At 73.2% G+C, this 14,874-nt stretch carries 12 protein-coding genes; 11 read left to right on the top strand and 1 reads right to left on the bottom strand.

The window, feature by feature from the left end; all coding sequences use genetic code 11:
* Positions 1 to 101: 101 nt before the first annotated feature.
* The 4 genes from BUB17_RS05525 to BUB17_RS05510 all read left to right on the top strand — a co-directional run bounded on the left by BUB17_RS05525 (position 102) and on the right by BUB17_RS05510 (position 5,844).
* Complete coding sequence (locus tag BUB17_RS05525) at positions 102 to 1,598, top strand: esterase (protein WP_072914730.1); 1,497 nt, start codon at positions 102 to 104, stop codon at positions 1,596 to 1,598.
* Positions 1,599 to 1,723: 125 nt separating this feature from the next.
* Complete coding sequence (locus tag BUB17_RS05520) at positions 1,724 to 2,227, top strand: OsmC family protein (protein WP_072914727.1); 504 nt, start codon at positions 1,724 to 1,726, stop codon at positions 2,225 to 2,227.
* An 894-nt stretch (positions 2,228 to 3,121) separates the two neighbouring features.
* Entirely contained in the window at positions 3,122 to 4,753 is a 1,632-nt protein-coding gene (locus BUB17_RS05515; protein ID WP_072914725.1) for a peroxidase family protein, read from the top strand.
* A complete protein-coding gene (locus BUB17_RS05510) occupies positions 4,750 to 5,844 on the top strand; it encodes a catalase family protein (RefSeq protein ID WP_072914721.1) in 1,095 nt (364 codons plus the stop codon). Before BUB17_RS05515 ends, BUB17_RS05510 begins: the two co-directional genes overlap by 4 nt.
* A gap of 69 nt (positions 5,845 to 5,913) precedes the next feature.
* Here BUB17_RS05510 and BUB17_RS05505 read toward each other — a convergent pair whose 3' ends face one another.
* On the bottom strand, positions 5,914 to 6,216 hold the full coding sequence (locus tag BUB17_RS05505) for a hypothetical protein (RefSeq protein WP_072914719.1): 303 nt from the start codon (positions 6,214 to 6,216) through the stop codon (positions 5,914 to 5,916).
* Between the two features lie 196 nt (positions 6,217 to 6,412).
* Between BUB17_RS05505 and BUB17_RS05500 the strand changes: the two genes are divergently transcribed.
* From BUB17_RS05500 to BUB17_RS05470, 7 genes are all read left to right on the top strand, one after another.
* Positions 6,413 to 9,469 carry an AfsR/SARP family transcriptional regulator gene (locus BUB17_RS05500; RefSeq protein WP_072914716.1) on the top strand — a complete coding sequence of 1,019 codons (3,057 nt, stop codon included), beginning with the start codon at positions 6,413 to 6,415 and terminating at the stop codon, positions 9,467 to 9,469.
* A 125-nt stretch (positions 9,470 to 9,594) separates the two neighbouring features.
* Positions 9,595 to 10,185: an RNA polymerase sigma factor gene (locus BUB17_RS05495; RefSeq protein WP_072914714.1), complete on the top strand. Its 591-nt coding sequence runs from the start codon at positions 9,595 to 9,597 to the stop codon at positions 10,183 to 10,185.
* 229 nt (positions 10,186 to 10,414) lie between these two features.
* Complete coding sequence (locus BUB17_RS05490) at positions 10,415 to 11,662, top strand: TadA family conjugal transfer-associated ATPase (RefSeq protein ID WP_072914711.1); 1,248 nt, start codon at positions 10,415 to 10,417, stop codon at positions 11,660 to 11,662.
* A gap of 73 nt (positions 11,663 to 11,735) precedes the next feature.
* On the top strand, positions 11,736 to 12,593 hold the full coding sequence (locus BUB17_RS05485; protein WP_072914708.1) for a type II secretion system F family protein: 858 nt from the start codon (positions 11,736 to 11,738) through the stop codon (positions 12,591 to 12,593).
* A complete protein-coding gene (locus tag BUB17_RS05480) occupies positions 12,590 to 13,570 on the top strand; it encodes a type II secretion system F family protein (protein ID WP_244276954.1) in 981 nt (326 codons plus the stop codon). The genes BUB17_RS05485 and BUB17_RS05480 overlap by 4 nt, the downstream gene beginning before the upstream one ends.
* The gene (locus BUB17_RS05475; RefSeq protein ID WP_141242914.1) at positions 13,542 to 13,859 is read left to right on the top strand and encodes a hypothetical protein; all 318 of its coding nucleotides are present in this window, start codon (positions 13,542 to 13,544) and stop codon (positions 13,857 to 13,859) included. Before BUB17_RS05480 ends, BUB17_RS05475 begins: the two co-directional genes overlap by 29 nt.
* Before the next feature lie 93 nt (positions 13,860 to 13,952).
* Positions 13,953 to 14,873 (top strand): DNA-methyltransferase, encoded by a 921-nt coding sequence (locus BUB17_RS05470; RefSeq protein WP_083606052.1) that lies wholly within the window; start codon positions 13,953 to 13,955, stop codon positions 14,871 to 14,873.
* Position 14,874: the final 1 nt, after the last annotated feature.

The following is a 14,874-nucleotide window of genomic DNA, read 5'->3' as shown; positions in this document are numbered from 1 at the left end:
CGCGTGCGACTCCCCGGCCGGGTCTTGCCCTGGCCGGGGTCCGCGACGCACAGTGCGGAGGCGGTGACGCTCGTCACCCGGTGACCGAAGGAGCTCACTCCGTGTCCCTGCGCCGCAACCGGTTCCTGCACCTCGCCGCCGCCACCTGCCTGGGCGCCGGCGCGGTCGTCGCCACCGGGACGACCGCCCTGGCCGGCCCGCCCGGCTCCGTGCAGCCGCCGGGCGGGGCCGGAGGGCACCCGCCGCCGGGCTCGGAGGAGTGGCAGCCGGTGCAGCAGTCGCCCAGCGAGCCCCTCTACGACGTCGACTGGACCATCGCCGACCCCCGCTACGACTACTCGCCGTCCGGTCCGGGCGCGGAGTTCGTGCCGCTGACCGACGAGGCCGGCGCCTCGATCAGCCGGGTGCTGTACGGCGTGCACCAGGGCGCCGCCTACCGGATCGAGGTGCCCCTGGACTGGAACGGCGACGTCGTCTTCTGGGAGCACGGCTACCGGGGCACGGGCACCACGCTGTACGTCAGCGACCCGAGCTACGACCTGCGCCGGACCTACGTCGAGAGCGGCTACGCCTGGGCGGCGTCGTCCTACAGCGCGAACCGGTACGACATCGAGGCCGGCGTGCGCTCCACCGAGGCGCTCGCGAAGCTCTTCGACCGGCTGGTCGGCCGGGCCGACCAGCGCTACCTGCAGGGCGTCTCGATGGGCGGGCACGTCATCGGCGTCCTGCTCGAGCGCAACCGGGGCGTGCAGTGGGACGGCGCCGCGCCGATGTGCGGCGTGCTGGGCGACGTCGAGCTCTACGACTTCTTCCTCGACTACAACCTGCTGGCCCAGACGCTCGCCGAGGTCGACGCCTATCCCTTCCCCGCGGACTACCTGACCGAGGACGTGCCGGACATCAAGGCTGCGCTGCGGACCCCGGAGGGCACGCTGAACGAGCGGGGCGAGGTCTTCCGCGACCTGGTCACCGAGATCTCCGGCGGGCCGCGGCCCGGTGACGACGCCGCCTTCGGCTTCTGGGAGCAGCAGAACTTCGTCTACGGCGTCGTCGCCACCGAGCCCGGGGGTCTGGACGGCGTCGCGCCCGGCGCCGTCTGGACCAACGCCGACACCGACTACCCGGACGAGCTCGTCGTCCCCGGCGGCTTCGTCTTCCCGGACGGCGCGTCGCTGGACGAGCGCGTGGAGCGGGTGGCCCCGGCGCACCAGGCCCGGCGAACCGGCCCGTCGGCCTCCGTCCCGGACATCACGGCGTCCTCCGACGTCCCCGTCCTGTCGGTGCACACCCTCGGCGACTACTACGTGCCGTTCTCGATGGAGCAGTACTACGCCGCCGAGGCCGCCGAGCAGGGCACGTCCGACCTGCTGGTGCAGCGGGCCGTCCGGGCCGCCGGCCACTGCGAGTTCACGCCGGAGGAGGCGGAGGCGCAGTTCCTCGACCTGGTGCAGTGGGTCGAGGAGGGCGAGCGGCCCGCGGGCCAGCCGGTGCTCGACCGCGAGGTGGTCGCCTCGCCGGACTACGGCTGCGCGTTCACCACGCCGGTCCGCACCGGCACCCGGGCGCTGTACCCCGCCTGCCCGACGACCGGTGGCTGAGCCGAGGGCCGCCGCACCCGCACCGTGATCGCGGCCGGTGCCCGGGGAACCCGGGCACCGGCCCGCCTGGCAGGAGCGGACCCCGGCCGTGAGCATGGGGGTCCGGACGACACCGGGAGGCCGGGATGGACGCCGCACAGCTGCGGGACCTGCAGGCGCCGATCAAGCAGGGCTACCGGGAGGACCCGGGCTCCGCGTGCGTGACGATGCACGCGGAGGCCGCGTTCGCCGACCCGGGCGTCACCTGCACGGTGCAGACCTGGGCCGGGCCCGCCCGCGCCGGGCTGCACCCGTCCACCGGCGGCGACGGCAGCGACGCGTGCTCGGGCGACATGTTGCTGCAGGCCCTGCTGGCCTGCGCCGGGGTGACGATGCGCAGCGTCGCCACGACGATGGGCGTCGAGATCCGCTCGGCGCGGCTCAGCGCGCGGGGCGACATGGACGCCCGGGGGACGCTCGGCGTCTCGAAGGAGGCGCCGGTCGGCCTGGGCGCGATCACGGTGGACGCCGAGCTGGACACCGACGCCGATGACGCCACCCTCGCCAAGCTGGGCCAGCTCACCGAGCGGTACTGCGTGGTCGCCCAGACCCTGGCGCAGCCGCCGCACCTCACCGTCCGCCGCGCCTGACCCCGGCCGGGTGGCCCGTCGTCCGTACCGGTCGGCGGTCGGTCGGTACCCGCGGATCGGGCCGACTCCGGCGGCCTTCGGGTAGGCCGCCGGGTCCCGGTCGGCCCCGGCGGGAAACTCGAACAGGTCGACCATCAGCACCAGCGGGTAGGCGAGGCCCTGCGGGACCACCCGGACGAGCTGGTCGTCGACGTGGAACCGCGTCCCGCCGGCGTCCCACGCAGCGGCGTAGGTGTGCCAGTCGGTGGCGTCCAGGTCGAGGGCGCGGACGTCCTCCCAGCCGGGCACGCCGGCAGGCCAGCCGGTGGCGGCTGCCGCAGGACCCGCCCTCCCGCGGCCGGGCCCCCCGGTCCCCACGGGTCTCCGCCACGATCGGACGTTCGAGCACGACCGCCGCGCGAGCCGCGTCTGCCACGCTGGACCGCCTGGTAGGCCAGCTCAGGGGTGACCGCGGTGACGCCTCCTCGACGGGAGGCCGACGCGGTGGCCGTGGGGGGTGTGGGACTTGTCTGCGATGACCGCCGCCATGCGGGTGCCCGGCCGTCCGAGGTCGCGCTGCCGGACCCGGACGGCGACCAGCAGGTGGCCGGACACGGGGAGTTCCCGCCGTCACCAGGTCCGACGAGGACGGCCGGCGGCCGGCCGTCGCCGTCGAGGTCGCCTCGGCCCGGGCTGCTCCCGGGCCTGGGTGCGCCACGGCGGACACGGTGACGGCGCGGTGATGGTCCAGTGACGTCACGTCCGAAGACTCCGTGGACCCGTGCGTGGAGGACGGTCTCCGTCGGAGACCAGGAGCCAACTGGAGCAGCCGTGGCAACGAGCAGAGGCACGAAGGCGACGAGCGTTCCCGGTCGGGTCCTCCTCGAGGAACGACCCGTCAGGAGGATCGAGGCGGTGGCGGACCCGGACACGTCGGCGGTTCCCGGGACCGCTGAGCGCCGGTCGTACTGGCGCACGAACGGCTGGCGCAACGGCGCCGAACTCTGGGCGGTCACCCATCTGAAGCCCGTGTGGACGCTGCTGCAGGAGCTGCCCGTCGTCAGGTCGAGGACCAACCGGCGGCTCATCAACCGGTTGGTCTACAAGCTCGAGACGCGGCCGAACACCCTGAGCACGAGAACCCCGTACACGTCGTGGGAGTCGCTCACCGACCGGACGTACAGCGCCCGGCACCTGCCGGCGGACGACGCGCTCGCGCAGCGGCTGCAGTCGGTGGCGCCGGCGTCGGTCGCGGAGCTGTTCCGCCGGGAGCAGCCGCGGGAGTCGACGAAGTCGACCCTGCTGTTCTCCCACTTCGCCCAGTGGTTCGTCGACGGCTTCCTCCGCACGGACCCCGACGACGTGCTGCGCAACACCTCCACCCACGACATCGACCTGAGCCAGCTCTACGGCCAGACCGAGGACGTGACCGCGATGCTGCGGACCCACTCCGGCGGCCGGCTAAAGAGCCAGCAGATCGACGGCGGCGAGTTCCCGCCGTACTACTTCGGCCCGGACGGCCAGGTCGAGCCGGAGTTCGTCGACCTCCCGCTCAGCTACCCCGGCCGCGATCGGAAGGCCGTGGAGCTGGGGGAGCTGACCGACGCCCAGAAGCGGAGCCTGTTCGCCCTGGGGATCCCGCGGGGCAACATCCACTACGGCTTCGTGATGCTCAGCACGCTGTTCCTCCGCGAGCACAACCGCCTCGCCGACCTCATCGCAGCCGAGAACCCCGACTGGGACGACGAGCGCATCTTCCAGACGGCTCGCAACACGCTGATCGTCATCCTCATCAAGATCGTGATCGAGGACTACATCAACCACATCACGCCGTCCCACTTCAAGCTGTTCGTGGAGCCGGGGATCGGCGTCCGGGAGGAGTGGTACCGGCAGAACTGGATGTCCATCGAGTTCGACCTGCTCTACCGCTGGCACCCCCTCATCCCCACCGACCTGACCGTCGGCGGGGTGCGACGCCCGGCCAGTGACGTCCTGTGGGAGGCCGACGTCGTCCCCCAGCAGGGGCTGGCCGCCCTCTTCGACGAGGCGTCCCGGCAACCGAGCACCGAGATCGGGATCCGGAACACGGCGGAGTTCCTGCTGCCCGTCGAGGAGCGCACGATCACCATCGGTCGGAGGGCTGCACTGGCCGGCTTCAACGACTACCGCCAGGCCTGCGGTTACCCGCGGCTGCGGTCCTTCAGCGACTTCTCCGCCGACCCTGCGGTGGCCGAGGCGCTGGAGGCCCGGTACCCGTCGGTGGACGACGTCGAGCTGTACGTCGGACTCTTCGCCGAGGACGTCCGGCGGAACTCCGCGCTGCCCCCGGTGATGGGCACGATGGTGGCGGTGGACGCCTTCTCCCAGGCGCTCACCAACCCGCTGCTCACGAAGAGCGTCTTCAACGCCTCGACCTTCTCCAGGGCGGGAATGCGCGTGATCAAGCGGACCAGTCGCCTGCAGGACCTCGTCGACCGGAACACCCCGGGCGAGGACACCGAGCCGCTGGTCACCTTCACCCGCACCAGCTCGACGGCGACACGATGACACCGGTGACCACATCGCCCCCCTACGTCCGCTACCAGGCGGACCTGGAGCAGTCGTTCCCCGACGAGGACGAACTCGTCCGGCAGGTCGTCGGGACGATGGAACGCGCCAACCGCCAGGTCGCCGCCAAGCACCGGCACGGCCTGCGCGACGCGCACGCCAAGAGTCACGGCATCCTCGCCGGCGAGCTGCACGTGGAGCCGGGCCTGCCCGCGCACCTCGCCCAGGGCCTGTTCGCCGCCTCTCGCAGCTACCCGGTCATCGTGCGCTTCTCCACCTCACCGGGTCACCTCCGTACCGACCGGGTGCCCGCCCCGCGCGGGATGGCCATCAAGGTGATCGGGGTGGACGGCCCTCGGGCCCTCGACGACGGTGCCACCACGCAGGACTTCCTCCTGGTCAACCACCCGACCCTGCCCTTCGGCACCATCGGCGAGTACGCCGAGCTGCAGGAGGCGCTCGAGCGGCAGCACCGCGAGAGCGACCTGCGGCAGCGGTCCACCCGGCTGGTCGCCCGAGTGCTCACCCGCCTCAGGTTCCCGCTCCCGCGGATCGCCGAGGTCCTGGCCACGCCGAACCACCACATCCTCGGGGAGACCTTCCACTCGATGGCGGCCCTGCGCTACGGCGACCACGTCGCCAAGATCTCCGCCGCCCCGCTGTCCGAGGACGTGCGGGCCCTCAGCGGCAGGCCCGTGGGCAGGCGCGCCGGGGACTCAGCGCTGCGGGACCTGGTCGCGGACTTCTTCGCCCGCCACAGCGCCGAGTACGAAGTACGCGCACAACTGTGCGTCGACGTCGACCGGATGCCGATCGAGGACGCCTCGGTGCGCTGGCCCGAGGAGTTGTCACCGCACCATCGGGTCGCGGTCCTGCACCTGCCGGCGCAGGACCCGTACAGCGACGCCCGCCGCCGCTACGCCGACGACGTCCTGTCGTTCAATCCGTGGCACGCGCTGGAGGCCCACCGGCCCCTGGGCTCGATCATGCGTGCGCGGCGCGTCGCGTACGCGCGGTCCAGCGACTTCCGCCACGCGGTGAACGGCGTCCAGGAGCGGGAGCCGTCGAGCATCGACGAACTCCCGGCCTGACGGGCGCTCACCCGAACGGCCCACTCCGCGCAGTGCGCCGCACGTCGGAGCGGGGCTCGCCCCGCGCCCTCAGGTCGTCGTCGACCCGGTGCGGGAGCGGCCGAGCCGGTGCTCGGGCTCGCAGGCGGTCGGGACACCGGCGGCCGGCCCGAGCTGCCGGGCGACGTCCCGCAACGTGACGACCACGTCGAGCCAGCAGAACGCGGCCCGCCCCGCGGCGACGACGTCCTCCAGGGAGATCTCGGCGGGCCGGTCGTCCGACGTGGCGGACGTCGACGCCTCCGCACAGTCGGCCTCCGGGTCGTCCAGCACCTCGGTCAGGAGCGTCATCAGCTGGCCGTCGTCCCACCGGTACCCGTCGCTCTCGTCCACGACCGCCTCCCTCCGGCACCCGGCCGGACACCGGGCAGACCGCAGAACGCCAGGTCGGGGTCCCGACGAGGTCCGTACTGCACAGACGCGGGGGCCAACCGTGCTGATACACCGGCCCGCCCGGAACGTCGCCAGCGGCGCGTCAGCGGGAACGAATCCGGTGTGCCACCGGTCGCACGGTGCCTACAGTCGGCCCATGAGCCGGGCGCTCAGGTACGCACCGCCGCTCGCCAGCCGGGACCTGATCGTGCGGCCCCGGCTCCTGGACGCGCTGCGGAGCCGCTTCGAGCGCCCCCTCACCGCGGTGGTGGCACCCGCCGGCTTCGGCAAGACCACGCTGCTGGGTCAGGCCGTGAGCGAGAACGCGCTGTCCCCCGCGGGAGAGGACCGCTGGCTGACCTGTCAGCGGGACGACACGACGCTCTCGGTCCTGGCCTCCGGTGCCTTCGCCGCGGTCGGCCTCTCGGTCCCGGTGCCGGAGGACCCACGGCAGGCCGCGGTCGCGGTGGCCGAGGCGCTGTGGGGTGCGGCCCCTCGCCACGTCGCCCTCGTCCTCGACGACGTCCACCTGGTGACCCGGGGATCGCCGGCCGGCGAGTTCCTCGGGCACCTGATCGAGGAGCTGCCGAGGAACGGGCACCTCGTCCTCGCCTCCCGTCCGCCGCTGCCGCTGTCGGTCTCCCGGCTCGTGGCCACCGGGGACGCAGTGGTCCTGCGGGAGGGCGACCTGCAGTTCCGCGAGGACGAGGTCGCCGCGTTCGCCGAGTCCCGCGGTGTCCCACCGGAACTGCTCAGTGACGTCGGGGGCTGGCCGGCCCTGGCCGAGCTGACGGCGACCGCGGGCCCGTTCGCCGTCAGCGGGTACGTCTGGGAGGAGCTGCTCACCCAGCTGTCGCCGGAGCGCCGCCACGCACTCGCGTTGCTCGTCGCCGTGGGCGGGGCGGACGAGGAGATCGCCGCCGCGCTGCTCGGCCGGGACGTGGACCTCCGGTCCCTGCTGGACGGGCTGCCCCTGGTCGTGCGCTCCCGCTCCGGGTGGTGGTCGTTGCACGGGCTGTGGGCAGCGGCCCTCCAGCACCACCTCGACTCCGGGCAGGTGGCGGAGGCGCGGCGGACCGCGGCCGCCGTCCTGCGCGGCCGCGGGCAGTACCAGGAGGCGATGGGCCTGCTGCTGGACGCCCAGGCGTGGGAGGACGTCCGCCGGCTGGTCGTGGAGGTCTGCGAGTGCTGCACCGCGCTGGTGCCCACCGACGTCCTCGAGTCGTGGCTGCGCCGGTTCCCGCTCGAGGTGCAGCAGAGCCCCGAGGGGCTGCTGCTCGCCGCGATGGCGGCTGAGCCGACCAGTCCGGGGGCGGCCGAGGAACTCCTGGTGCAGGCGCTCGCCGGCGCGCACGGGGACCCAGATCTGCGCTACGCGTGTCTCAACGCGCTCGTGCAACTGGCGTTCTGGGGCAAGGACCGGCAGCGGATGCAGTTCCTGCTGCAGGAGCTGGAGGAGCTGGCGGCGGCGGGGCACCCCGGAGCACCGGCGTTCGTCGCGCTGGTCCGTGGCGGGGAGGCGCGCTCCACCGACGAGGTGCGATCCGCGCTGGCGAACCCGAGCCTCATGTCGCGGACGGCGCTCAACTCCGTACAGCACCCCGTCCAGCAGTGGCTGCACGCCCACCTGGTCCTGCTGAGGCTGGGCGACGCCTCGACCGGCGAGGTGCTCGCCCGACGGGCGCTGTCCCACCCGGCGACCACGATGCACGGCGTCTCGCGGGGCCTCCTCCTCGAGTCCTTCCGGCTCCGGGGACGCCTGGAGGAGGCGGAGCGCCTGCTGCCGTACCTGCTCGGCGACATGCGGCCGGACAAGGTCCTCACGTCCCCCGATCTGGTGCCCTGTGCGATCTCCGTGCTCGACGTCCTGGGGCGGCACGGGGAGGCAGCGGAGCTCCTCGGGAGGTTCCGGCCGGTCCTCGGCGCCTCCCCGGTCGCCTGGGCACCCCACGCCCGGACGCTGGCCGAGGCCTTCCACGCCCTCTCGGGGGGCGCCGAGGACCAGGCGGCGACCACACTCCGGTCGATCGTCCCGTCGAACGGGGGGCGCCTCTCCGGTGCGCAGCGGGTCTCCCCGATCGCGCTGCCGCTGCTCTACGTGCTCCTGCCGGAGCTCCGGGAACGCTGGGACGCCGACCCGCCACCCGGCGCCCTCGCCGACCTGTACGCCGGGGCGCGTGCCCTCGTCCAGCTGCGCGAGCACGGGTCGACGGCGGCGGCCGGCGCACTCCCGTCCAGCGTCTGGCCGGTCCTGCGCGCCCTCCTGCCGGTGCCGTGGGTGGCCGAGCTGGCCCTGGGGATGGTGGCAGCCGGTCAGGACGGTGCGCGTGCGCTGATCGAGGACCTCGGCCCCGCCGCCCGGGCGACCCTGCGCGCCCAGGCCGCGACGGCACCCCCGACCCTCGCGGCCACGGCCCGCTCGCTGCTGCGCGCGATTCCGGCGGTGCCGAACGCACGGTTGCACCTGCGCGTCCTCGGCCCGCTCGAGCTCCGCCGCGACGGCGGAGTCGTCACCGCGCCGGAGCTGCGCAGGGAGCGGGTGCGTCAGCTCCTCGGCTACCTGCTCCTCCACGACCGGCCGACCCGGACCGCCATCACCTCCGAGCTGTGGCCCGACCTCGACGACGCGGCGGCCGGCCGGAACCTGCGCGTCACCCTCGCCTACCTGCAGAACCTCCTCGAGCCCGACCGCGGCGAGCTCGATCCGCCGTACTTCCTGCGGAGTGCCGGCCCGGTGCTGCACCTGGTGACCGACGGCGCGCTGGAGATCGACGTGCTGCAGTTCGAGCGGGCCCTGGACGAGGCCGCCCGCCTGGAGCGCCAGGGCGCGCCCTCCGCGGCGCTGTCGTCCTACCTGCGGGCGGTGGAGCTGTGGGGTGGGGACCTCCTCGCCGACGTGACGGGTGCGAGCTGGCTGGAGTGGGAGCGGGACCGCCTGCGGAGCCGGTTCGTCTCGAGCGCCGTCCGGGCCGGCAACCTGCTGCTGGCGCGGGGGGACACCACGACGGCCCGGACCCTCGCCGAGCGGGCCCTCCGGGCCGACGACTGCTCGGAGGACGCCCACCAGCTCCTCGTCGCCGTCCACCTCGCGGACGGCGACCTCGGCGACGCCCACCGCGCCCTGCGCCGCTGCCAGCAGATGCTGCGCGAGCTGGGTGTGCCGCCCCAGCCGCGCACGCGCGCGCTCGCGCAGCGGCTGACTCCCCGCGGCTGAGGGCCGCCCGCCCGCTTCTCCTGGCTCTGACCAGCGGCTTCGTCCGGCTGGCGCTCCGCTAGCGCGGCATCCCGAACCTCTCCCGTGTCGGCGCGGTGCGCCGAGCGGACGAGAGGAACAGGGACATGGAGCCTCCCGAGGTCACCGTCTTGATCCACCGTGCTGCCGAGGGCGATGCGGCCGCCTGGAACGCGATCGTCGACGAGTACTCCGGCCTGCTGTGGTCGGTGGTCCGCGGGTTCCGCTTCAACGAGGCCCAGGCCGCGGACGCGGTGCAGACGACGTGGCTGAGGCTGGTCGAGCACGTCGCCGACCTCAGGGAACCCGACCACGTGGCGGGGTGGTTGAAGACGACCGCCCACCGGGTGTGCCTGCAGGTCATCCGTCAGGGCGGGCGTGAACAGCTCACCGACTGGGACGAGGACCGCGGCCCCGGGGCGGGCGCCCGGTACGACGGCGCCGACGAGGACGGTCCCGAGGCGGCCGCCCTGCGACAGGAGCACCAGGTGCTGGTCCGTCGCGCGCTGGCCGAGCTCCCCGACCGGCACCGGCAGCTGATGGAGTTGCTGATCGCGTCTCCGCCGATCAGCTACCAGGACATCAGCGCCCGCCTGGGCATGCCGGTCGGCAGCATCGGTCCGACACGCGCCCGGATCCTCGCTCGCCTGCGGGGAGCGCTGGCAACGGCCGGTCTCGAGGACCTCGTCCTGAGGTGACGGCGCGGTCCCTCCAGCGACTTGCGCGACCTCCACCGCTGCTTCCTCCTGGAAGCAGCGGTGGAGCTTGCACGGAGGAACCCCTCAGGCGGCCGGGGGACCGGGATGACACCCGACCGGGTGGGCGTGGGCGTCCGTCGTCCACAGATCGTGGCGACGCCGGCCCGAGGACCGCTCCGTCCGCCTACTGTCCGTCGTCGTCCTGACCGAGCTCGACGACGGGGGTGCCGTGCCGACCGCGACCAGTGCACTGGAGGTCGTCGACGGCGAGGTGCGGGAGCTGATCCGCCGGCGCGGGCTGGACCCGTTCACCGACCCCGGGCCGGTCCGGCTGCTGGTGCGCGACGTGGTGGCCGACTACTCCGAGCGGTCGCTGACCTCCGCGCTGCCGCCGATCGGCGACTCCGACGCGGTGGTGCGCGACGTGCTGGACCGGGTGGCCGGGTTCGGTCCGTTGCAGCGCTGGCTGGACGACCCGGAGGTCGAGGAGATCTGGGTCAACGAGCCCGGTCGGGTGTTCGTGGCGCGGCGGGGTCGCAGCGAGCTGACGACGACGATCCTGGCGCCCGGTGAGCTGGCCGACCTGGTGGAGCGGATGCTGCGCACCTCGGGGCGGCGGATCGACATGTCCACGCCGTTCGTCGACGCGACGATGCCCGACGGGTCGCGGCTGCACGTGGTCATCCCGGACATCACCCGCCGCCACATGGCGGTCAACATCCGCAAGTTCGTGCTGCAGGCGCACTCGCTGGACGAACTGGTCGCGCTGGGCACGCTCACCCCGCAGGCGGCGCGGTTCCTCGAGGCGGCCGTCGTCTCCGGGCTCAACGTGCTCGTCGCCGGCGGCACCCAGGCGGGCAAGACGACGCTCCTGAACTGCCTGTGCGCCGCGATCCCGGCGCGCGAGCGGGTCATCACCTGCGAGGAGGTCTTCGAGCTCCGCATCCCGCTGCCCGACGTGGTCGCCATGCAGACCCGCCAGCCCAACCTCGAGGGCGCCGGGGAGATCCCGCTGCGCCGCCTGGTCAAGGAGGCGCTGCGGATGCGCCCCTCGCGCATCGTGGTCGGCGAGGTGCGGCAGGAGGAGTGCCTCGACCTGCTCATCGCGCTGAACTCCGGGCTGCCGGGCATGTGCACGTTGCACGCCAACACCGCCCGCGAGGCGATCACGAAGATGTGCACCCTTCCCCTGCTGGCCGGCGAGAACATCGGCCACGCGTTCGTCGTCCCCACGGTGGCCGCCAGCGTGGACCTGGTCGTACACGTCGGCAGCGACCCCGACGGGCGCCGCCGGGTGCGTGAGGTGGTCGCCGTCCCGGGCCGCGCCGAGGACGGCGTCATCGAGCTGGCCGACGTCTTCACCACCCGCGACGGCCGGCTGGTGCGCGGCTCCGGCTACCCGCCGCACCCCGAGCGCTTCGCCGCCTCCGGCTTCGACCTGCCCGCCCTGCTCGACGACACCCGGTGGCGGGCGTGACCGAGCTCGCGAGGTCGCGCAGGGACACAGCACCGTCGGGCACGGGGCCGACGAGCGCCGGCGAGGAGGTGCCGTGACCGGCGCCCTGCTCGGACTGCTGCTCGGCGTCGGCCTGCTGCTGGTCTGGCGCAGCGGCCCGCGTGCCCCACAGCGCCGGGACCGCTCTCGCACGCCGTCGCGGCGCCAGCAGCGGCTGGCCGCGGCCGGCCTCACCGGCATCAACGCCGCCCAGCTGACCGCCCTGCAGGTGGGGCTCGGCCTGCTCGCCACGGTCGTCGTCCTGCTCACCACCGGCACGGTCACCGTCAGCCTGCTGTTCGGCGCCTTCGCCGCGGCGCTGCCCGTCGTGCAGGTGCGCCGGCTGGCGGTCAAGCGACGGGCGGACCTGCGCGAGGTGTGGCCGGAGGTCGTGGACAACCTCGCCTCCGCCGTCCGGGCCGGACTCTCGCTGCCCGAGGCACTGTCGGCGCTGTCCGCCCGTGGGCCGGAGGTGCTGCGGCCGCCGTTCGCCCGGTTCGCTGCGGAGTACCGCTCCAGCGGTCGGTTCGGGAACGGCCTCGACCGGCTCAAGGACGACCTGGCCGACCCGGTCGGGGACCGGATCGTCGAGACGCTGCGGGTTGCCCGCGAGGTCGGCGGCAGCGACCTGGGCCGGGTGCTGCGGACCCTCTCCTCGTTCCTGCGCGAGGACGCCCGCGCCCGCGCGGAGCTGGAGACCCGGCAGGGTTGGGTGGTGCAGGCCGCGCGGCTGGCCGTCGCCGCGCCGTGGGTGGTGCTGCTCCTGCTGGCGACCCAGTCGGCGACGCTGGAGGCCTACGACTCACCGCTGGGGACGGCGATCCTGCTCGGCGGCGCGGCGGTCTGCCTGGCCTCCTACCGGCTGATGCTGCGGATCGGCCGGCTGCCGCAGGACCTGCGGGTGCTCCAGTGAACGCGACGCTCGCCGGGATGCTGTTCGGTCTCGCGGCGGCGGCCGGTGTGCTGCTCGTGGTCACCTTCGCGCCGCCGTTCCGCTCGGTGCGCCTGGTCGACCGGCTGGCGCCCTACGTGCACGACACCCCGCCGCCGTCCCGGCTGCTGGGCACCGCCACCGAGGCCGGGTTGCTCACCGCCGTCCGGCGGCTGTTCGGACCGGTGGTCGCCGACGGCGCCCGCTTCGTCGACCGGGTGCTCGGCGGCCGGACGGCCGTGCGTCGCCGGCTCGACGCGCTGGGCAGCGACGCCGGCGTCGAGGACTTCCGCGTCGAGCAGGTGGTCTGGGGCGGCCTCGGGCTGCTCGGCGCGGCGCTGCTCGCGACCGTCGGGTCGCTGCTCGCCGGGGACGTCAACGTGCTGTCGGTGGCGCTGCTGTGCGTGGCCGGCCTGGTCGGCGGCGTCCTCGGCCGGGACTGGTGGCTGACGCAGCAGGTGCAGCGGCGGGAGGAACTGCTGCTCGCGGAGTTCCCCGTGGTGGCCGAGCTGCTGGCGCTGGCGGTGACGGCGGGGGAGAGCCCGACCGCGGCCATCGCCCGGGTGACCCGACTGTCGGGCGGCGAGCTCGCCCGCGAGATGGGCGCGGCACTGGGCCGGGCCCGGGCTGGGGTGCCGCTGGCCGACGCGCTGCAGCAGGTCGCCGACCGCACCTCGCTGGACCCGCTGGCGCGGTTCGTCGACGGTCTGCTCGTGGCCCTGGAGCGCGGCACGCCGCTGGCCGAGGTGCTGCGCGCACAGGCGGCTGACGTCCGGGAGGCGGGCAAGCGCCGGCTGCTCGAGGCCGGCGGCCGCAAGGAGATCGCGATGATGGTCCTCAAGGTGAAGTGTTCACCGTTCTTTCCCAGGGTCCGGGGAACGTCTGACAGGGCTGGTGATGCTCACCAAGGTGACCTCATAGCATCGCTTTGTGTCAGGCGACCTCTCACTCTTCGGTGACGATCAACCGCACGAGCCAGCTCCGCCGGTCCGTACTGAGGTGCCAATCGCGGACTGGCTGGTCGATGCCCTCAGGGAGGCGCTGACTGCTCGCGGCTTGACGACGACGGGCGAGCGACAGCGCGCGGTTGAGAGCGTCGCCGGGCGGCCCGTCGAGTCGTTGCGGGCGCTGACCCGAGCCGAGGCGCTGCACATCCTGTCAAGCCTGGGTCCTGCCTCGGCACCGGAGACGCGATCGGCGTCGGCTTGGGACAACCGCGAGGAAAACACCTGGATTGATCGGCTGTGAGTTCGTTGCCGCCCGTGTGACGAGTGCGACCCGAGCAGGAGCCAGCGGCCCCACCTCGCGGAAACCGTCTGCCCTCGCGGTTACGGTCTCGGCATGTCCGTGGAGCCTCTGCCGGTGCCAAGCCCTGCCAACCCGGAGGACCAGACGTGGCTTGAGACGCTCCTCGCCGAAGGCGTCCTGCATGGCGACTCCTTGGACCTGCTGCCTCGCCTGGAGCCAGGGAGCGTGGACCTCTTCTTCATGAGTCCTCCGTACGCCGATCAGCGGGCGTACAGCCGCATCCACCCGGATCGCTACGTCGAATGGTTCCTTCCCTTCGCTCGCGCTATGTACGACGCAACGAGCGAGACCGGCAGCATGGTCCTCAACATCAAGAACCGAGTCGCCAACCGTGGTCCGCTCAGAGGACAGCGGCACCCGTACGTCTATGAGTTGGTCCTCGCCCTCCAGCACATGGGGTGGCGCTGGCTGGAGACGTACATCTGGGCCAAGCCGAACGCGGTCCCCGGGCGTTTCGGCCCAAGGACGAAGGACAGTTTCGAGTACGTCTATCACTTCGCTCGGGGACCGAAGCCGCACTTCGACCTTGACGCCGTTCGGGTCCCATACAAGGCCGATGCGGCGGAGATTGCTCGGCGCGCACAGGACAAGCTGGGCCGACGCAATACTGAGGCGGGCTTTGGTCGTGATCGAACGAAGACTTATCTCCTCGGTGGCGCCGACCCTGGCAACGTCGTGAGCGTTCCCCAGACCTACAACCAACACCGGGGTGTTGCGCATACAGCGGCCATGCCCGAGGGCCTGGCGGAGTTCTTCATTCGGGCCATGAGTCCTGAGGGCGGACTGGTGATCGACCCCTTCGCGGGCGGCGGCACGACAGTTGTTGTCGGCCGACGATTGGGCCGCCGAGCGGGCGGCTTTGAGTTGCACGCCGAGTTTATCGCCGAGGCCAAGCGTCGGATCGCGGAGGACGTTGCGGACGACGTCCCCGGAACTCTGCACGCGGTCGGCTGAC

It is taken from the genome of Geodermatophilus obscurus (assembly GCF_900143215.1).
Taxonomy (GTDB): Bacteria; Actinomycetota; Actinomycetes; order Mycobacteriales; family Geodermatophilaceae; genus Geodermatophilus; species Geodermatophilus obscurus_A.
This window is presented reverse-complemented; position numbering and strand designations above follow the sequence as displayed.